Annotated in this window: 21 protein-coding genes; 12 read left to right on the forward strand and 9 right to left on the reverse strand. The window is 37.5% G+C overall.

Annotation, left to right across the window (positions count from 1 at the left end; translation table 11 throughout):
- From dnaA to recF, 3 genes are read left to right on the forward strand one after another with little or no spacing between them, the layout of a single operon-like run.
- A complete protein-coding gene (gene dnaA / locus O1Q80_RS00005; RefSeq protein WP_386687788.1) occupies positions 1-1,365 on the forward strand; it encodes a chromosomal replication initiator protein DnaA in 1,365 nt (454 codons plus the stop codon).
- Between the two features lie 16 nt (positions 1,366-1,381).
- The gene (gene dnaN / locus O1Q80_RS00010) at positions 1,382-2,482 is read left to right on the forward strand and encodes a DNA polymerase III subunit beta (protein WP_386687790.1); all 1,101 of its coding nucleotides are present in this window, start codon (positions 1,382-1,384) and stop codon (positions 2,480-2,482) included.
- Positions 2,483-2,510: 28 nt separating this feature from the next.
- Positions 2,511-3,596: a DNA replication/repair protein RecF gene (gene recF, locus O1Q80_RS00015; protein ID WP_386694942.1), complete on the forward strand. Its 1,086-nt coding sequence runs from the start codon at positions 2,511-2,513 to the stop codon at positions 3,594-3,596.
- A 31-nt stretch (positions 3,597-3,627) separates the two neighbouring features.
- On the opposite strand, the gene O1Q80_RS00020 is transcribed toward recF, so the two are convergent.
- From O1Q80_RS00020 to coaBC, 7 genes are all read right to left on the reverse strand, one after another.
- Positions 3,628-5,442 (reverse strand): monovalent cation:proton antiporter-2 (CPA2) family protein, encoded by a 1,815-nt coding sequence (locus tag O1Q80_RS00020; RefSeq protein ID WP_386694944.1) that lies wholly within the window; start codon positions 5,440-5,442, stop codon positions 3,628-3,630.
- A 117-nt stretch (positions 5,443-5,559) separates the two neighbouring features.
- Positions 5,560-6,315 carry a methyltransferase domain-containing protein gene (locus O1Q80_RS00025; protein WP_386687796.1) on the reverse strand — a complete coding sequence of 252 codons (756 nt, stop codon included), beginning with the start codon at positions 6,313-6,315 and terminating at the stop codon, positions 5,560-5,562.
- Between the two features lie 94 nt (positions 6,316-6,409).
- Complete coding sequence (gene crp, locus O1Q80_RS00030) at positions 6,410-7,081, reverse strand: cAMP-activated global transcriptional regulator CRP (protein ID WP_386687798.1); 672 nt, start codon at positions 7,079-7,081, stop codon at positions 6,410-6,412.
- 70 nt (positions 7,082-7,151) lie between these two features.
- Positions 7,152-7,370: a YheU family protein gene (locus O1Q80_RS00035; RefSeq protein WP_386694946.1), complete on the reverse strand. Its 219-nt coding sequence runs from the start codon at positions 7,368-7,370 to the stop codon at positions 7,152-7,154.
- A gap of 9 nt (positions 7,371-7,379) precedes the next feature.
- Positions 7,380-8,036, reverse strand: coding sequence for a nucleoid occlusion factor SlmA (gene slmA, locus O1Q80_RS00040; protein WP_386690302.1), 657 nt, complete (start codon positions 8,034-8,036; stop codon positions 7,380-7,382).
- Positions 8,037-8,049: 13 nt separating this feature from the next.
- Positions 8,050-8,517 (reverse strand): dUTP diphosphatase, encoded by a 468-nt coding sequence (gene dut, locus O1Q80_RS00045; protein WP_386687802.1) that lies wholly within the window; start codon positions 8,515-8,517, stop codon positions 8,050-8,052.
- Positions 8,492-9,709, reverse strand: a complete 1,218-nt coding sequence (gene coaBC / locus O1Q80_RS00050; protein ID WP_386694948.1) for a bifunctional phosphopantothenoylcysteine decarboxylase/phosphopantothenate--cysteine ligase CoaBC — start codon at positions 9,707-9,709, stop codon at positions 8,492-8,494. The genes dut and coaBC overlap by 26 nt, the downstream gene beginning before the upstream one ends.
- Positions 9,710-9,872: 163 nt before the next feature.
- On the opposite strand from coaBC, the gene radC reads away from it, so the two are divergent.
- The 5 genes from radC (at position 9,873) to metJ (ending at position 12,448) form a co-directional block, all read left to right on the forward strand.
- Positions 9,873-10,535, forward strand: a complete 663-nt coding sequence (gene radC, locus O1Q80_RS00055) for a DNA repair protein RadC (RefSeq protein WP_386687806.1) — start codon at positions 9,873-9,875, stop codon at positions 10,533-10,535.
- Between the two features lie 226 nt (positions 10,536-10,761).
- Positions 10,762-10,998: a 50S ribosomal protein L28 gene (gene rpmB / locus O1Q80_RS00060; protein ID WP_005599762.1), complete on the forward strand. Its 237-nt coding sequence runs from the start codon at positions 10,762-10,764 to the stop codon at positions 10,996-10,998.
- Positions 10,999-11,009: 11 nt separating this feature from the next.
- Positions 11,010-11,180 (forward strand): 50S ribosomal protein L33, encoded by a 171-nt coding sequence (rpmG, locus tag O1Q80_RS00065; protein ID WP_077464092.1) that lies wholly within the window; start codon positions 11,010-11,012, stop codon positions 11,178-11,180.
- A 71-nt stretch (positions 11,181-11,251) separates the two neighbouring features.
- The gene (gene mutM, locus O1Q80_RS00070; protein ID WP_386694950.1) at positions 11,252-12,064 is read left to right on the forward strand and encodes a bifunctional DNA-formamidopyrimidine glycosylase/DNA-(apurinic or apyrimidinic site) lyase; all 813 of its coding nucleotides are present in this window, start codon (positions 11,252-11,254) and stop codon (positions 12,062-12,064) included.
- A 66-nt stretch (positions 12,065-12,130) separates the two neighbouring features.
- The gene (gene metJ / locus O1Q80_RS00075) at positions 12,131-12,448 is read left to right on the forward strand and encodes a met regulon transcriptional regulator MetJ (protein WP_132300148.1); all 318 of its coding nucleotides are present in this window, start codon (positions 12,131-12,133) and stop codon (positions 12,446-12,448) included.
- Between the two features lie 41 nt (positions 12,449-12,489).
- On the opposite strand, the gene pyrE is transcribed toward metJ, so the two are convergent.
- Positions 12,490-13,134 carry an orotate phosphoribosyltransferase gene (pyrE, locus tag O1Q80_RS00080; protein WP_386694952.1) on the reverse strand — a complete coding sequence of 215 codons (645 nt, stop codon included), beginning with the start codon at positions 13,132-13,134 and terminating at the stop codon, positions 12,490-12,492.
- Positions 13,135-13,150: 16 nt separating this feature from the next.
- Positions 13,151-13,867 carry a ribonuclease PH gene (gene rph / locus O1Q80_RS00085; RefSeq protein WP_386694954.1) on the reverse strand — a complete coding sequence of 239 codons (717 nt, stop codon included), beginning with the start codon at positions 13,865-13,867 and terminating at the stop codon, positions 13,151-13,153.
- Positions 13,868-13,982: 115 nt separating this feature from the next.
- Between rph and O1Q80_RS00090 the strand changes: the two genes are divergently transcribed.
- The 4 genes from O1Q80_RS00090 (at position 13,983) to pgaB (ending at position 20,141) form a co-directional block, all read left to right on the forward strand.
- Positions 13,983-14,846 carry a YicC/YloC family endoribonuclease gene (locus tag O1Q80_RS00090; protein ID WP_386694956.1) on the forward strand — a complete coding sequence of 288 codons (864 nt, stop codon included), beginning with the start codon at positions 13,983-13,985 and terminating at the stop codon, positions 14,844-14,846.
- Positions 14,847-14,848: 2 nt separating this feature from the next.
- Entirely contained in the window at positions 14,849-15,667 is an 819-nt protein-coding gene (locus O1Q80_RS00095) for a folate-binding protein (RefSeq protein ID WP_386694958.1), read from the forward strand.
- Between the two features lie 263 nt (positions 15,668-15,930).
- Positions 15,931-18,426 (forward strand): poly-beta-1,6 N-acetyl-D-glucosamine export porin PgaA, encoded by a 2,496-nt coding sequence (gene pgaA / locus O1Q80_RS00100; RefSeq protein WP_386694960.1) that lies wholly within the window; start codon positions 15,931-15,933, stop codon positions 18,424-18,426.
- 17 nt (positions 18,427-18,443) lie between these two features.
- A complete protein-coding gene (gene pgaB / locus O1Q80_RS00105; protein ID WP_386694962.1) occupies positions 18,444-20,141 on the forward strand; it encodes a poly-beta-1,6-N-acetyl-D-glucosamine N-deacetylase PgaB in 1,698 nt (565 codons plus the stop codon).
- Positions 20,142-20,158 lie beyond the last annotated feature (17 nt).

The raw sequence follows: 20,158 nt of genomic DNA on the forward strand, positions 1-20,158 counted from the left end.
ATGAACTTCGACGTGTCAACCCTATGGCAACAATGCCTTTTGCAATTACAAGATCAAATTTCTTCTAACGACTTTAATATGTGGTTGCGTCCGTTGCAAGCAGATGCTAACAACGATAATCTGATCACCTTATATGCCTCTAATCGGTTTATTAAAAATTGGGTAGAAAGTCATTATTTAGAAAAAATCATCTCTTTAGCCCAACAAGTTAGCCATAATCCAGATTTAGTGGTGAAATTACAAGAGGGGGTAAAACCTAGCCCTAAAGCCCCGATGAATACTGTTGAGATGACGGATAATAGTGCGGTGAAAAATCCTAGGATTTCAAATAATAAGACATTTGAAACCCACCTTGAATCATACTATACCTTTGAAAACTTTGTGGGAGGGAAATCAAATCAATTAGCCCGTTCTGCAGCCTTGAAAGTGGCTAAAAATCCTGGCGACAAATTAGCCAACCCTCTGTTTTTATATGGTAGTACAGGCTTAGGTAAAAGCCATTTATTACATGCGATTGGCAATGCCATTTTATCTGACAACCCCAAAGCTCGCATTATGTATGTTCGTTCTGAGCGTTATGTACAAGAAATGGTAAAAGCACTAAAAAGTGAAAAACTAGAAGAATTTAAGAAAAAATACCGCTCTTTAGATGTGTTACTCATTGATGACATTCAATTTTTTGCAGGAAAAAGCGGAACACAAGAAGAATTTTTCCATACCTTTAATTCCTTATTTGAGGGGGGACGACAAATTATTCTCACCTCCGATCGCTTACCCAAAGGTATTGAAAACTTTACTGAACGTTTAACATCACGCTTTGGTGTGGGTTTAACCTTACAAATTCAACCCCCTGAATTAGAAACCCGTATTGCCATTTTGCTGAAAAAAGCGGAAGAAAAAAACTTAAACTTACCCGAAGATGTTGCCTATTTTATTGCAGAAAGACTGCGGAGCAATGTGCGTGATCTGGAGGGGGCATTAAACCGAGTACAAGCCTACGCTGAATTTACGGGCAAACCGATTACCAGAGATTTTGCCGAAGAAACCTTAAAAGATATTTTGGCATTACAAGAAAAATTAGTTACTATTGAGAATATTCAAAAAGTGGTGGCTGAATATTACCGTATTAAGGTTTCAGATTTAAAATCTAAAAATCGTTCTCGCTCCGTTGCTCGACCACGTCAATTAGCTATGGCATTAGCTAAAGAACTGACTAATCGTAGCTTACCTGAAATTGGTAAAAATTTTGGTGATCGTGATCATACCACGGTATTACATGCTTGCCGCAAGACTTTAGAACTACGTGAAACAGATAGTAATATTGAAGAAGATTGGGTAAATTTAAACCGCACTTTATCGGCTTAATAAAAGGGAAATCACTATGCAACTCATTATTTCAAGAGAAGATTTATTAAAACCATTACAACAAGTTTGCGGTGTGTTGAGCAATCGCCCTAATATTCCTGTATTAAACAATGTCTTATTACAAATAAAAGGTAATATCCTGACTATTACAGGTACTGATTTAGAAGTCGAGCTTTCCGCACAAGCACCATTACAAAATAATGCGGAGGGTAACTTCACTATCCCTGCCAGAAAATTCTTAGAAATTTGTCGTAGTTTACCTGAAACAGCTTCGATTACGATAGATTTTGAAGAAGATCGAGCTATTGTCCGTTCAGGTCGCACCAAATTTAATTTAACCACTTTTCCTGCGGATGAATACCCAAATTTAACCAACTGGCAATCGGAAGTCGATTTTACTGTAACCCAAAATATTATACGTCGTTTAATTGATGCAACACAATTCTCCATGGCAAACAATGATGCTCGCTATGCGTTAAATGGAATGAAGTTAGAAACTGAAGGTAATTTATTACGCACGGTTTCTACAGATGGTCATCGTTTAGCGGTTTGCACTATTCCCCTTGAACAAGAGTTACAAAATCATGCCGTTATCGTGCCTCGTAAAGGGGTATTGGAACTGGCAAGATTATTAGACTCAAGCAGTGAAGAACCTGCTCATTTACAAATCGGTACCAATAATTTACGTGTGCAATTAGGTTCGTTAGTGTTTACTACCAAACTGATTGACGGACGTTTCCCTGATTATCGTCGCGTCTTGCCACGTAATGCAGATCGTATTTTGGAGGGTGATTGGGAAGCCTTAAAACAATCTTTTGTGCGTGCCGCCATTCTTTCCACAGATCGGGTTCGTACCGTTCGTTTACAATTAAGTGAAAACCAACTTCGTATTTTAGCCACCAACCAAGAACACGAAGAAGTCGAAGAAATTTTAGACGTATCTTATCAAAGCGAAGAAATGGAAGTAGGCTTTAATGCCAGCTATATTTTAGACGTACTCAATGCGTTAAAATGTAAACGTGTACGTATGCGGTTAGTTGATGCCTCATCAAGCTGTTTAATTGAAGATTGTGAAGACGGCAGTGCAGAATATGTGATTATGCCTATGCGGTTATAAAAAATATTACTAATATAGACCGCACTTTATGGCAATCTCTCGCTTACTTATTGAAGACTTTCGTAATTTTACCGCCGTGGATCTTGAATTTGACCACGGCTTTAACTTTTTGATCGGCAATAATGGGAGCGGAAAAACCAATTTGCTAGAAAGCCTTTTCTACCTAAGCCATGGTCGATCCTTTAAAAGTAATGTGACCACCCGAATAATCCGCTACGAACAACCGCATTTTACTCTACACGGGCGAATTCAAGAACAGCAACATCAATGGTCAGTAGGGCTACAAAAGCAACGTAAAGACGGCAATACCATTGTCAAAATCAACGGCGAAGACGGTAATAAAATTTCCGATCTGGCTCATTTACTCCCCATGCAAATTATTACCCCTGAAGGTTTAACCCTACTCAATGGTGGTCCTAGCTATCGTCGTGCTTTTTTAGACTGGGGGTTATTTCATCATCAAGCAAGTTTTCATGCGATATGGTCTGCTCTCAATCGTTTACTTAAACAACGTAATGCCGCCTTACAGCAAACTTACGATTACAACGCCCTAAAAATTTGGGACATTGAACTTGCCAAACTTGCTCATCAAGTTACCCAATGGCGAAATGAGTACGCACAAGCTCTCAGTCCAACCATAGAACAAACTTGCCAATTATTTTTACCCGAACTAGAAATTCAACTGAGCTTTCATCAAGGTTGGGAAAAAGACAGTGATTATGCTGATGTGTTACGAGAAAATTTCCAACGGGATAAACAAATCGGATATACGGTTTCAGGTCCGCAAAAGGCTGATTTTCGTTTTAAAGCTAATGGATTACCAGTGGAAGATGTGCTTTCTCGTGGTCAACTAAAATTACTGATGTGTGCCTTGCGACTCGCTCAAGGCGAACATTTAATGCAACAAAAAAATCGCCACTGTATTTTTCTCATTGACGATTTTGCCTCAGAACTCGATGAAATCAAACGTTCTTTACTCGCCGAACGCTTGCAACAAAGCCAATCACAGGTATTCATTACGGCAATTACTCAAGATCAACTAGCTCAAATGTCAGTAGAAAAGCACCGCAGTTTTTCTGTGATAGAGGGAAATATCACATTATTAAATAAATAAACTGCGGTTATTTTTGCCTAAATTTTAGGTACTATTCTTCCCTTTGCAAAATCTGTTGGATCTCAACCATGGTTTCCTGATCATGCTCCAACGAAATTTTAACCATTTCTTTATTTTGGAATTTATGTTTAAAACTTGGATCATAGACTTCTGCCATTAAGCGAGTACGGTGACGATCTCGCTGATAATAACAGTGACTAATTTCACCTGCTTTTTGTTCATCTATACCTAAATCTTCTAACGCATAACGCCCCATTCGCACCGCAGAATCAAAGGTTTCACGTACTTGACGATCTGCTCCCATTTGATAGAGTTCATAAACGTGAAATAAATCATTTGCACGTGCTAAAATACGGATATTAGGATTCATTTTTCTGGCAAGTTCTACTACATGTGATGCTTTTTCTTTTTTGCCTGATGTAACAATCAGCATCTCGGCATTCTCAACGCCTGCATGATGTAAAATTTCAGGGCGTTCTGCATTGCCATAATAGGCTTTTATACCTAATTTTCGCATACCTGAAATAATTTCTTCATCACGATCAATCACCGTGACCGCATAGCCTGACATAGTCAGCATACTGTTGACCACTTGCCCTACTCGACCAAATCCCACCAAAATAATTGGGTGTTTTTCATCAATATGATCGTGTTCTCGTTCCACTTCTGTGCGAGCAAAATAGGGTTCAATATATTTCTTATGGATTATGATTAACAAAGGACTTAGTACCATAGATAACACCACAATAGCCACACCATTGGCTTGTTGTTGTGAAGTAATCACATGTTGATTTGCGGCAGCTGCAAACACCACAAAAGCAAATTCTCCCCCCAATGCCATAATAAAAGCACGCTCTAAAGCAACGGCATTACTACTACGACTCATTCGTGCTGCCAGATAAATCCCTAATCCGTTAGCAAACATTAAGGCAAATACACTGAATAAAATAAAGACAAAATTATGAAAGACTAACGACAAATCTAAAGACATGCCTACGCCTAAGAAAAAAAGCCCTAATAATAAACCACGAAATGGCTCAATATCCGCTTCTAGTTGATGACGAAAACTTGAATTTGATAATAATACGCCAGCAATAAAAGCACCCATGGCAGCAGATAATCCACTAGCTTCCATTAATAAGGCTGCCCCTAAAACCACTAATAACGCTGCTGCCGTCATCATTTCACGTAATTTAGTCCGTGCCAGAATACGGAATAGCGGATTAAGCAACCAAAGTCCAGCTACCACCAGCATTACAATAGATCCACTACCTACCGCCAATTCCTGCCATAAAGGCTCAGGGGTTTTGGTATCAATTGGTGACAAAAACGCCACAACTGCCAATAATGGAACAATTAACAAATCTTCAAACAGCAAAATGGAAATCATTTTCTGCCCACTTTGACTACTCATTTGACCACGTTCAGCTAACACTTGCATAATAATGGCGGTGGAATTTAGCACAAAGCCAGCACCAATAACAAAGGCGGTCTGCCAAGAAAAGCCTAATAAATAAGCTCCCACTAACATTAATAACACACCACAGATAGTGACTTGCAATGCCCCTAAACCAAAGATCTGACGGCGTAATCCCCAAAGATGAGAGGGTTTCATTTCTAAGCCGATAATAAACAAGAACATCACCACGCCAAGTTCAGCCACGTGAATAATAGAATTCGGATCTTTAAACAGTTGTAAGCCAAAAGGTCCTATGGCAAGTCCTGCTGCCAGATAACCTAATACTGAACCTAATCCCAGACGTTTGAAAAGTGGTACGGCAACAATAGCTGCCCCTAATAAAATCACCACTTGAACTAATTGATTAGCACCTTCAACAGCTGCCATAATCTCCCCCATGTAAATAAATTTACTAAACTATAGCAGTTTTAAGGCTAATTTAAAAATCGCTATATAAAATAAAAAAGTGCAGCTAAATTCACCGCACTTTCACTAAAAATTTCTTTATTTCTGACTACATACTGCAATGAAATTCAGTTTTTTATCAGGATCATTAAACACTTTAAACATTTTCTTAAAGGTTTCCCTATTTTCTGATTTCATTGCATTAGATACGATACGTAACGCCCCAAAAAAACCTTCATCGTGAATCATGCCTTTTGGTGATAACAAACTCATCTCACCATTAAAACTATCCACATTGCGGAATCCTGCTTGCTTAAATAACTCTTTCCAACCATCACGTGTCAGTGGTGTTACGGTAATATTAATGGCTTCACGTAACTGCTTAATCACTGGTTCAGCATCTTCTGTGGTTAACATCACATCATGAGTTAATAACAAACCATTCGGTTTTAGCACTCGAAAATATTCTTCAATCGCTTTTATCTTCGCCTGTATTGGCAACATAGTTAACATAGCTTCGTTAATCACAATATCAAAGGTATTATCTTCAAATGGTAATTTCATTGCATTGGCACGTTGCACATGAATTTTATCTTGTAAACCATTTGCTTCAATATTTTTCTTGGCTTTTTCTAATGCTGCTTCATCTAAATCAACCCCTTCAATATGACAACCAAATTGTTTAGCAAGACCAATAGCCGTGGTTCCCATATTACAAGCAACCTCAAGCACTTTCTTATTGGCATCAAAATCACCATTGGCAATTAACCAATCAGTCGCTTTTTTACCACCAGGGCGTAAACGAGTTTTACCTAAACGAGCTAAAAAATTATGTCCGACTTCATCTTTTTTCATTTGCTTGCTCCTCAAATTAAAATACTTGAGTAAATATATCAGATTTTATACGATTATTCATAAAAAAATACGGTGAATTTTCACCGCACTTTCGTTATTCTCTCGTTCCATACACCACTATGGTTTTACCATGAGCAGTTATCAGATGTTCATCTTCTAGCATCTTCAAAATTCGCCCAACGGTTTCTCTTGAACAGCCCACCATTTGACCAATTTCTTGGCGAGTAATCTTAATCTGCATCCCCTCTGGGTGCGTCATTGCATCTGGCATTTTGGCAAGATTCAATAAGGTTTGTGCGATACGACCTGTCACATCTAAGAAAGCTAAATTTTTTACTTGCTGAGATGTGGTTCTTAAACGTTTCGCTAATTGCCCAGCTAGAATCATTAATACATCAGGATTAACTTGCACTAACTGACGAAATTTTTTATAAGAAATTTCTGCCACTTCACAAGTAGTTTTAGCTCGAATCCACGCCGAACGCACGTCATTTTCATTAAATAAACCCGCCTCGCCAAAGAAATCGCCAGACCCCAAATAGGTCAATAGCATTTCTTTGCCGTCTTCATCTTTGGTCGATACAGATGCAGCTCCTTTAATTAAATAATATAAAGTTTCCGCCTTTTCACCTGCATGAATAATAGTCGTTTTCATGGAATATTTATGAATGTGGCAATGGGAAACAAACCACTCTAATGTGGGATCCATAGTATGAGCGGGTTTCTTTTCTTGATGAGCTTCAACTTGTTGTACTTGTTCTGGCATAAATAACCTCTTTGTCCTAATCAACCATAGGCTTTGCTATCTCCCCTAACTTACTTTGAGATAAACAAACCTATCGCAGAAAATCCGTTTTATTCTTAATATCAATGGTTTCGTGTAATTCTGACCAAACAATAACAACTTTTTCTTGCCGAATTTGATCAAGTAAATTTTGTGTTTTCTGGCTTAAAGATAATTCTTCAACACCATAATCTGTACCTTCTCGCAAAATAAAACTCTCCACAAGATTAATCAAGGTATCTTCTGCAAGCTCTTGCCAAGGAATAATCATCGTTATCCTCTATGCAAATAAGGGTTCAATAAGTTGCCATTGCTGGTCAAAACTTTGATTAACCGTTCGGCGAAAATTTGTTCGCACATAACGCATAAATTGTCCCTCACAAAAAGTGACGAGATAACTTGCAATAGTCCGCTCATCTGTGGCAAAGGTTTTACCCTCGCGTAATTTCCGCATCTGTAAAATATTCACAAATTGTAATTCTAGCCGATCAAAGAATTGAGCCACTCGAGTTTGTAATTGTGTATCTTCAAACATCAAAGCATGTCCCGTTAAAATACGTGTCATACCTGGGTTTTTACGAGCAAAATCCAAAATCATCTGCAAAATATCATGCACTCGATTTTGCGTGTTAGTTTCCATTTTCGTTGATTGTGAAATACGAATAAATAAATTCTGTTCAATATTTTCAATCAAGGCTTCAAACATTTTGGTTTTGCTAGGGAAATAACGATACAAAGCAGCTTCCGACACCCCCACAGCTTCGGCTAAACGTGCCGTTGTCATACGCTCCATGCCACGTTCGGAATGAAGCATACTTGCCAACACGGCTAACACTTGCTGACGGCGTTCTTTAACACTACGCTTTTCTATTTTGGGTACAGATTTTTCCACCATAGCAGGCTCAATATCTGCAATTTCCAACTGTTCTACCATTATTTATTTACTCGCATTATTGTTTTCCTGAATGTCCAAAACCACCCTCACCACGGTCTGTTTGAGTAAATTCTTCCACAATATTAAATTCCGCTTGTAGCACTGGCACAAAAACTAATTGTGCAATACGATCGCCTACTTCAATTTTAAATGGTTTATCGCCACGATTCCACACAGATACCATCAAAGGTCCTTGATAATCACTGTCGATCAAGCCAACTAAATTGCCAAGTACAATGCCATTTTTATGCCCTAAACCTGAACGTGGTAGAATCACGGCTGCCAAATTTGGATCCGCAATATAAATAGATAACCCTGTTGGAATTAATTTGCTTTCCCCAGGTTGAATTTCAAAACTTTGTTCTATCAATGCTCGCAAATCTAAACCTGCTGAACCTGTGGTCGCATAAGTGGGTAACGGAAATTCGTTGCCAATACGGCTGTCTAAAATTTTTACATCAATTTTTTTTGTATTTTTTTGCATAGTATTTCTCGACGATTTTATTCACTAATTGTTGAGCTAATTGTTGTTTGCTGGTTTCAGGTAACTGTTCTGAGCCATTTTGCCAAAACAATTTTAACGCATTTTGATCTGCCCCGAAAACCTGTCCATTCGATACATCATTAGCACAAATCATATCCAATTTCTTACGTAATAATTTATCTTGTGCATACTGCTCTACTCGTTGCGTTTCAGCCGCAAATCCCACCGTAAATGGACGATTTTCGGTTAAATGACCCACATCGGATACAATATCTGGATTTTTCACCAAAGTAAGTTGCATTTCATCACTGGATTTTTTAATTTTTTGTTCGGCAATGTCAGCCACTCGATAATCCGCTACTGCCGCACAGGCAATAAATATGTGATTTTTCACCGCACTTTCAAGTGCAACTTGCCACATTTGTTGAGCGGAAAGCACATTAATTCGATTAACCTTACTAGGTGTTGCTAAATTAACTGGTCCACTAATTAAGGTGACATTCGCTCCACGTTGAGCAAACGCATTCGCAATAGCAAAACCCATTTTACCCGAGCTGTGATTACTAATATAACGTACTGGATCAATGGCTTCTTGAGTAGGACCAGCGGTAATTGCAATATTTAAACCAACTAAATCCTGCGAAATAGAAAAGTGTTGTTCAACGGCGGTAAAAATTTCTTGCGGCTCTGACATTCGCCCAGCACCCACATCACCACACGCCTGTTCTCCACTATTCGGTCCAATAAATAATATACCACGTTGTTGTAATGACAGAATATTCTGCTGTGTCACCGTTTGACGGTACATTTGTTGATTCATTGCAGGAGCTAACAAAATCGGGGCTGATGTAGCTAAACACAGGGTTGAAAGCAGATCATTCGCCATACCTACGTTTAAACGGGCAATAAAATCCGCACTGGCTGGAGCAATCACCACAAGGTCTGCCCACTTGGCTAATTCAATATGCCCCATGGCTAATTCGGCTTGCGGATCAAGCAAAGATTGAGCCACGGGATTGCCAGAAATAGCTTGCAAGGTTAAAGGTGTGACAAATTCCGCACCCGCTGGAGTTAATACGGTTCTCACTTCAGCACCCACTTTGCGTAATAAACGAATAAATTCAATAGTTTTATAGGCTGCAATGCCACCTGTTATCCCCACTACAATTCGTTTATGTTGCAAATTTGTCATTGTTAGTCCTTTCTCACATCTATTACCACCCATTTTACTTCAATTTGGCGGAAGAAAACATAGGATTTTTTGATCTGTATTCCAAAATCAGCATAAATTTCTCGCCAAACTCATTAAATTATCACAAAGTGCGGTGTGATTTTTTATAATTTAGAGTAAAACCATGTCAACTTCACCCTTAATGCCACGAGAAAAATTACTCAACTTAGGCGCTTCCGCTTTAACCGATGATGAATTATTAGCCATATTCCTACGTACTGGCATTAAAGGCTGCCCAGTAATGCAGCTATCTGCTGCGGTTATCCAACATTTTGGTTCATTACGAGGTTTAATTTCTGCTACACAAAAACAATTTTGTGCCTTTAAAGGTATAGGGATTACTCAGTTTATCCAACTGCAAGCCTGTACCGAAATGACCAAACGCTATTTATTAGAAGAAATAAAATTTTCTCATATCTTCAACCAATCGGAAACTGTACGGCTATATTTGCAGGCGGAAATGGAACATTATGAGCGAGAAGTGTTTTTAGTGTTATTTTTAGACAACCAACACCGTTTAATTAAACAAGAAGATATGTTCCTCGGTTCAGTGAATTCAGCCAGTATTCACCCTAGAGAAATCATCAAAACTGCCTTATATTGCAATGCTGTCGCACTCATTTTAGCCCATAACCACCCTTCAGGTCTTGCCAATCCTAGCGAGTCAGATAAGCTAATCACAAAAAAAATTAAGCAAGCGGCGGAATTAATGGATATTCGTGTTTTAGATCATTTTATTATTGGAAAGGGTTGTTATTTCTCTTTTGCGGAAAATGCCTGTTTATAAGATCTCAAATAAGGATCATTTTGCAGATTGAAAGCAAAATCTCCTGCATTTTTCACAGAAAACGTATTTTTTCCTTGAGAAAGTCGAATTATGTGAGTATAATTCACAGCCTTTAATATAGTAAGCGGGTCGGCTACAGCGACCTGACGAGGTGGCTATCAAGGCTTTCCTTGAAATTGTATCCGAACCGTAAGCTCGAGCTTATATTTAATTATTGGAGTTTATTATGTCAAGAGTCTGTCAAGTAACAGGCAAGCGTCCAGCTGTTGGTAACAATCGCTCACACGCATTGAATGCGACTCGTCGTCGTTTTCTACCTAACTTACACACTCACCGTTTTTGGGTTGAGAGTGAAAACCGTTTCGTAACTTTACGCTTAACAGCGAAAGGTATGCGTATTATTGATAAAAAAGGCATTGATGCAGTATTAGCTGAAATCCGTGCTCGTGGCGAGAAAATCTAAGGAGCTAAAAAATGGCAGCTAAAGGTGCTCGTGAGAAAATTAAATTAGTTTCTACTGCTGAAACTGGTCATTTCTACACAACAACTAAAAACAAACGTAATATGCCTGAAAAAATGGAAATCAAAAAATTTGATCCAGTAGTGCGTAAACACGTTGTTTATAAAGAAGCTAAAATCAAATAATTTGATTTTAAACAGAATGAAAGACCCGACTTGCTCGGGTTTTTTTATAGGTAAATTTTAAGGAATACAATATGCCCGAATTACCCGAAGTGGAAACCGCTAAAAATGGTATTGCTCCTTACCTGACTGGTTTTACTATTGAAAAAATTATTGTTCGCCAAGCTAAATTACGCTGGCAAGTTTCGCCTGAGCTAAGTCAACTTTCGCAAGTAAAAATCACCGCACTTTCACGCCGTGCTAAATACCTGATTATTCATACGGAAAAAGGCTACATTATCGGGCATTTGGGGATGTCGGGATCGGTTCGTATTGTTGAAAAAGATGCTCCCGTGGAAAAACACGATCATCTGGATATCGTGATGAACAACGGCAAAATTATGCGTTATAACGATCCTCGTCGTTTTGGGGCATGGCTGTGGACGGATAATTTAGATGATTTTCATCTCTTTATGAAACTTGGACCTGAACCGCTTTCGGAGCAATTTACCGCAGACTATCTGTTTAAAAAATCTCGTAAAAAACACACCGCACTTAAAGTCTTCTTAATGGATAATGCTGTCGTGGTCGGCGTTGGCAATATTTATGCTAACGAAGTGCTATTTCAATGTGGACTTCACCCCCAAAAATTAACGGGTACGATCACTAAAAAACAAGCAGAATTACTCGTCTCCACCATTAAAAAAGAGCTACAACGTGCGATAGAACAAGGCGGCACCACCTTACAAGACTTTTTACAACCTGATGGCAAACCAGGTTATTTTGCTCAAGAACTACAAATCTACGGCAAAAAAGATCAAGCCTGTGTAAAGTGCGGTGGAAAAATTGAAAGTTTAGTGATTGGTCAGCGGAACAGTTTCTTTTGTCCAAAGTGTCAGAAAAAATAGTTGATTGTTATTCCCCCCATTTTTGATTAAAATACCCCTAGTTTTTGAAGTTATATAGGACAGGTTATGGCGAATTGGAACGGCAAATACATCAGCCCTTATGCCGAACACGGTAAAAAGAGCGAGCAAGTCAAAAAAATCACAGTATCCATTCCAATTAAAGTATTGGAAATTTTAACCAACGAACGCACGCGTCGCCAAATTAAAAACCTACGTCATGCCACTAACAGCGAATTACTGTGCGAAGCCTTTTTGCACGCATTCACAGGACAACCTTTGCCAACTGACGAAGATTTACTCAAAGATCGCAATAATGAAATTCCTGAAAATGCCAAGGATATTATGCGTGAATTGGGGATTGATCCTGATGAGTGGGAATATTAGCACCGAAAATCAACCCCAAGGCTGGGGTTAATTTATTTTTATCATGCGACACCATATTTCTCACGATATTCTCGCATCGCTGGTAAATACTGCGAATATTGACTATCATTTTCAATAAACTGCATTAAATCGTCTAAATCTACAATCGACAACACATCACATTGATAATCCCGTTCCACTTCCTGAATTGCTGACAATTCGCCCTTTCCTTTTTCTTTGCGATTTAAGGCAATGACCACCGCACTTAGGCTTGCACCGTTGGCTGCAATAATATCCATAGCTTCACGAATTGCTGTACCTGCGGTAATTACGTCATCTACCAGCAACACTTTGCCTTGTAATGGTGAACCGATTAGATTTCCGCCCTCACCGTGATCTTTAGCTTCTTTGCGGTTAAAGCAAACGGGTTTATCTAAACCAAATTGATTAAACAACGCCACCGAAACCGTTGTGCCAATGGGAATCCCTTTATAAGCAGGTCCAAAAATCACATCATAAGCCAAGCCATTGGCTTGAATAGCTTGTGCATAAAATTCGCCTAAACGGGCTAAATCTGCTCCCGTGTTAAATAAGCCAGCATTAAAGAAATACGGGCTTTTTCTACCTGATTTGAGGGTAAATTCGCCGAAACGTAACACATTGCGACTTAAGGCAAATTGGATAAATTGTTGTTTGTAATCTTGCATATTTTTCACCGCACTTTTATTGAGTTAACGCTTCTCGCTGTGCCACAAAAATTTGCTCACAACCCTGTTTGGCTAAATCTAACAAATTCAATAATTCTTGATGAGAAAAAGGTTCCCTCTCTGCGGTGCCTTGCACTTCGATCATTCGCCCGTCTTCCATCATGACGACATTCATATCGGTTTCGGCGTTGGAATCTTCTACATATTCCAAATCGCACACGGCTTCGCCATTCACAATACCGACTGAAATTGCCGACACTAACCCTTTGATTGGACTGGCTTTTAAGGTGCCATTTGCGACTAAACCGTTGACCGCATCAATTAACGCTACGCAAGCTCCAGTAATTGAAGCCGTGCGAGTGCCACCGTCCGCTTGAATAACATCACAATCAAGTGTAATAGAGCGTTCGCCTAGGGCTTCAAGGTCGATCATGGCACGTAAAGAACGCGCAATTAGGCGTTGAATTTCCATGGTGCGACCACCCTGTTTGCCTTTCGCTGCTTCACGTTGCATACGGCTATGGGTGGAACGTGGCAACATTCCGTATTCTGCCGTTACCCAACCTTGCCCTTGTCCTTTTAAAAAGCGTGGTACGGATTCATCGACACTGGCGGTACAAATCACTTTGGTTGCACCAAATTCCACCAGTACCGAACCTTCGGCATGCTTAGTGTAATGACGAGTAATTTTAATTGGACGGGGGGCGTTATTGGCGCGGTTATCTGGACGCATTTTTATTCCTTATTTTGACAAATTTGCGGTTATTTTAGCACGCAAAATGACAGAAACGAAATTTAACAGTACAATAAGAGCGGTAAATAGATATAACAAGTTAAAGGATAAAAATATGATTTACAGCATGACCGCTTTCGCCCGCTTTGAAATTAAAAAGGACTGGGGTGATGCCGTGTGGGAAATCCGCTCGGTAAATCAACGTTATTTGGAAAATTTCTTCCGTTTACCTGAACAATTTCGGGGCTTAGAAAACAGTTTACGTGAAAAACTTCGCCAAAATCTGACCCGTGGTAAAATTGAATGTAACTTACGTATTGACACGAAAAAACAAACCGCTACCAGCCTAAATTTAAATCAGGAACTCACTGAGCAAGTGATTCAATCTCTAAAATGGATTAAAGCTCAAGCTGGTGAGGGAGAGATTAATTTAACCGACATATTACGTTACCCAGGAGTAGTCGAAACACCAGAACAAGATTTAGATGTGATTAGCCAAGATCTGTTGACAGGTTTTGATCAACTGCTGGCTGAATTTATTGTTATGCGTGGGCGTGAGGGTGATAAATTAAAAGAAGTCATTGAGCAACGTTTACAGGCTATCAAGATAGAGGCGGATAAAGTGCGGTTAAAAATGCCCGAGATTTTGCAATGGCAACGAGATCGTTTACAACAACGCTTTGATGAAATTCAACTGCAAGCTGACCCCACTCGCCTAGAGCAAGAAATGGTGTTGTTAGCACAACGTATTGATGTAGCAGAAGAATTGGATCGCTTGCAAATGCACGTTAAGGAAACAGCATCTATCCTGAAAAAAGGGGGAGCGGTAGGGCGTAAACTGGATTTTATGATGCAGGAACTCAACCGTGAATCCAATACGCTGGCATCAAAATCCATTAATGCGGAAATCACCGCTTCCGCCGTAGAGCTTAAAGTGTTGATTGAGCAAATGCGTGAGCAAATTCAGAATTTGGAGTAAGTATGAGCATCATTTCTCTTGAACAATATCGCTTAATTGAAATTGCAGGAATAGACGCAGAAAAATATCTGCAAGGGCAACTCACCTGTGATGTCACAAAATTAGCCCTTGGCGATCATACGATTACTGCCCATTGTGATCCTAAAGGCAAAATGACTTCCATTTTTCGTTTAATTCGTATAGAAAGCGATCAGTTTTATGTGATGATTCATCATTCTCTGTTACCGACAGGATTAGATCAGTTAAAAAAATATGCGGTATTTTCCAAAGTCACCTTTACCGAGCTTAATGCTCAACTTGTTGGTCTAATTGACGAAGATAGTGAATTTTCGGCTCAAGTTTGCGTCAAATTTAATAACCGCTGTATTTTAATCAACCCCGAAAGTGCGGTGCAATTTAATGCAGATTCTACACAATGGGATTTAGCCGATATTCAACAAGGCTACCCGATTTTAACCGATAAAACCCAAGGGGAATTTATTCCACAAGCCTTGAATTTACAAACCTTAGAACAGGCAATTTCATTCCAGAAAGGCTGTTATATCGGACAAGAAACGGTGGCACGAGCCAAATATCGGGGGGCAAATAAGCGAGCGATGTTTGCATTCCAAGCTACAACAAATATGACACCAGACATTGGCGGTGAAATTGAAATGCGGTTGGAAAGTGGCTGGCGAGCTACTGGCACGATTATTAGTGCGGTGAATTTTGAAGGAATTCTATGGTTACAAGTTGTGTTAAACCAAGATACTCACGAAGAACAGCTATTTAGATTACCCAATTCAGAAGTTAGTCTAAAATTATTCAATTCAGCCCATTAAATTTAATTATATTTATTGCAAAATATCCCCTTACTGCCTCATTAAAGGGGATATTGTGTCTATCTTAAGCTCAATACAAGCTATATAAGATATAGTATCTGTTTCTTTTTTATACGGTTTTATCCTTACTTTCCAATGATATAAGGTCAGACCTCTTTCCACTAAAATAAATTGAAACAATATTTATTCCCATGATAAACTTTCGCCGAATACTAATTATTAGGGGTCAACATCATGGGATAGATGGTGACTAATTGGATTTTATGAACAAAAATTTATATAAAAAATATTGGGTAATGACTGCTTTAAGTGTATTACCTACCCTTGCTATGGCTGGAGAAATTGACGTAAAAAGGGAAGAAATTGTTATTTTCTCTCGTCTAGGTGAAGATCAACTCAGTACAGCGATTGAGCAAATGAAAACACTATATCTTCAAACCAAAGATAAACTAGTGCGAGATGACTTAATTGCTTTATTAATGAAGAAAAATCGTTTTAGCGAGGTTGTATCAGTATGCTCAAATTGTAAATTGAGCAGTTTCACTGAAAATGAACTAGAAAATATCGCTAAAGCAGCTCGTAATATTAAGAAATATCAATATTCTATTGCCTTATACGAGGAACTAAACCACCGTTTTAGTAAAAATTCTAATGGTCTGTTGGGATGTACATTAGTTTCCATTGATATGGGTGATTTTAATATGGCCAGACGTTATTTGACTAACTATCAAAAACGTTTTGGTAAAGATCGTGGATACATTGATGCCTCTACTTATTTGAATGACCGTACTGAAGGGGATATGGCAAAATTAGGACGTTTACAAAACGAACTAGCTTTGCACCCAGAAAACAAAGAAATCGCACTCCAATTATATCGTTTAGCTGCAAAATATAAAATTGATGTAGTAAGAGAACGAATTATCCGAAATTATCCTACTCTACTGAAAGATAAGGATTTATTATGGCAAGAGTATGAGCATACCATTAATTTTGTTCAAGTTTCTAACTCTGATCCTGTATTACAAGAACAAGCCTATGCTAAATTATTGAATCTATCTAAAAAACTAGATAAAAATTCCCCGTTATATAAATCTGTTTTACAAGATCGTTTTGTTCTTGCCACCAAATTGAATAAAAATAAAGACGCAAAACAACTTTATTTAACCTTACAACAGCAATACGGTGATAATGAATTACCTAACTATGTGAAAGAAAGTTATGCTGATTACCTTTTAGCTTCGGGTTCTCCCTTTAAAGCATTAACTATTTATAAAGAAATTGAAAAACAGCAAATTGCTAAAAATCACAAAGCAACACCTGAATTATTATTAAAACTATTCCGAGCCTCTAGTGATGCAGGTTATTTTGAACAAGCACAAACTTATTTAGATAGCATTAAAGCAACGCCGTATATCTTGGATTTCACCCAGAAACAACGTATTGCTAATCCATTGGCTGATGCAATCTATTATGCAAAGATTAATTTGAATACTTGGCGTGGTAAATCATCTGAAGCTCTTGCTTTATTAAATGAAAGATTAGCTAATAAAAAAATGGATCCATGGGTAATGCTTGCTCGCAGTGAATTTGAGCGTTTTCATAATAATAATGATGATGCTCTCTATTGGGCAAATAAAGCTCAAGCATTGCTATTTACCGAAAACCATTTAGCCGTGCAATCAATGAGAACTCATATTGCTCTTGATAATGGTGATTATACTCAGGCAAGTAACATTATCAACCAATTCACTGAACAACAAAGAAACTCACAAAAAAGTTTAATTGAACGCTATGAATTGGCTCGCAAAGCTCGTTTAGTTGGTTCTTTAGGACTTTCTCATCGAACCTCAAAAAATGCAGAAGGATTATCAAGTATTGGTAATGAATTTAACCAAGAATATTATCTCTACTCACCTAAAACTGAAGATGGGCATAGTATTTACTTGCATTATATTAATACCAAATCACCTGATATAAAATTTAAGAATAAATTCAGACTAGAGCGATTAGGGACAGGTCTAGATCTTAATTTTTATCCATTTAATTTAAATCTTGAAGTAGGGAGATATTTAAATTTAAACGATAAAATATTTGAACAATACCAACTAAAAAATAAAGTTTATCTGCAAACAAAGGCTAATTATAGATTAAACCAACGCTGGCAATTTAATCTTAATGCGTCTAAAAATGGAAGCAATACGCCTGTTAAAGCCATTTATCAAAATATTGACACAAAAAATATTGGACTTGGCATGGTTTATACTTACGCTGATTTATTTTCATTAGGTGCTAATTTCGGTTTAATGAAATTTGATGATGGTAATAAACGTAAAAATGCAAGTTTTTTGGGGAAAGTTCAGACGTTTGTTCATGATCTTTGGAATATCTCAAATTCATTACGTTTCGATTATATGAGAAATAGTAAAAATAATGAAAATATTTGGTATTACAACCCTCTTAATAGCCGTTCTTTAGAAACAGGAATAGATGTGAGCTATAACCAACCATTAAATTATGGTTTATCATTAAATCACCATTTTAATGCGACACTCGGACATCACTGGCAATCTGGCATTATTAATGCCTCTATTCCGTCTAATAAATCAAGCGAAAAAACATGGTCTATAAGTTATGGACATAATTGGCGTATAGATAAAAAAATAGAAATTTCTTATGAGGTGGGTCGTAAACGAAATATTTATGACGGAGAAGCTGAATACAATAATTTTGCAAATCTAGGTTTCTCAATTATTTTTTAATTTTAGGTTAGGATTTTATGAAAAATATTTATTTCTTTGGAATAATGCTATTAACAGCACTATTCTCAGTAACTGGTTATGCTAAGAATAATGAATATGGCGTATTGGCTTATCATTCTGTTGTTGATGAAACAAATAAGGCAGGTACTAACTATTACTATCCACAAACGATTTCAGTACAACACCTAATTCAACATTTTAATTGGTTAAAAGAAAACGACTACCATGTAGTCAGTTGGCAACAAATAATTGATGCTGAAAAGGGTTCTACTACTTTACCAGATAAAGCAGTGTTACTCTCTTTTGATGATGGATACGAAACAATGTATAGTGTTATCTTTCCTTTATTGAAAGCCTATCACTATCCTGCTGTTTTCGCCCCTGTAGCGAGTTGGATAAATGCCCCTAAAAATGCCCAAATTCCATATAGCAATACTACTTTGCCTCGCTCAACAATGACAACTTGGGAACACATCAAAGAAATGTATCAAAGCGGGTTAGTTGAAATTGCCTCTCATAGTTATAATCAGCATTATGGTCACCCTGCTAATCCTGCTGGAAGTCAATTACCGGCAATTATTGCAGCAAAATATGAAAATGGTAAATATGAAACTAAAGACCAATATATACAACGAATTGAAAAAGATTTTAAAGAATCCGCAAAAGATATAAAACGAGCTATCGGAAAATCTCCACAGATTATGGTATGGCCTTATGGGAATTTTACCACAGCGGCTATGATAGCAGCTAGTAAAGCTGGTATGTCATATTCTTTTTCTTTAGACGATGACAACTTAAATAAAGTTGGTGAACATAATATAGGACGCTTATTATTAGATCAAGAAACAAGTTTTGATGCGATAAAAGAATATTTAACTACTGGTTCTAAAGATTCCTTAATCATTCGAGCTACTCATGTAAAACTAGATGATATATACAACCCAAATTTACAACTATTGAATAAGAATATTGATTCTATAATTGAGAAAATACATCGTTCTGGAACTAATATTGTCTATTTACAAGCGTATTCTGATGAAAATCAAGATAATATCGCTGATGCTCTTTATTTTCCTAATGCCTATTTACCCGTAAAGGCAGACTTATTCTCACGTATTGCATGGTCATTATTTACTCGTGCAGGCGTAAAAGTTTATGCTGAAATGCCGATTATGGCATTTAATCTTCCTCAGGCTAATAATAAACTTGAAGCAATTAAATCCATCTATAATGATTTATCCTATTATGCAAAGTTCAGTGGCGTTTTATTTAATGATCAAACATTAGCATCGGAACACCCAGCAGAGATAATAAAGCTCACCAATATACTAAAAAAAGAATTAGAAACCTATGCGATGATTCCTGATGGTCCTCTAAATTCAGCTTATAATTTAAATATAGATTTAAAAAATTATAATAAGCTAGAAAATAACTTAGAACAGCTATCTGCAAATTATGGTCAAATACTTCTTTCTGTCAATCCTGATTCAGAAGATATAAATGCAAATGATGTTAAAACAGAATTAACAAAATTAATTAGCTATACTAACAATAACAAACAGATTCTATTTGATTTTTCCTCTTCAAATAATAAAAGCAAAGGGAAATTCAAAGAACCAGAAATCATTAGCTGGATTAAATTACTAGAAAAACATGGTATTTATAGTTTTGGCTATAAAACTGATGATTTTAGTAAAGGCTATCCTAGTTTATAAAAAAGGATCGGGAAATT

Origin of the sequence: Lonepinella sp. MS14435, from assembly GCF_042485795.1 — a bacterium.
In the GTDB taxonomy this organism is placed as follows: domain Bacteria; phylum Pseudomonadota; class Gammaproteobacteria; order Enterobacterales; family Pasteurellaceae; genus Lonepinella.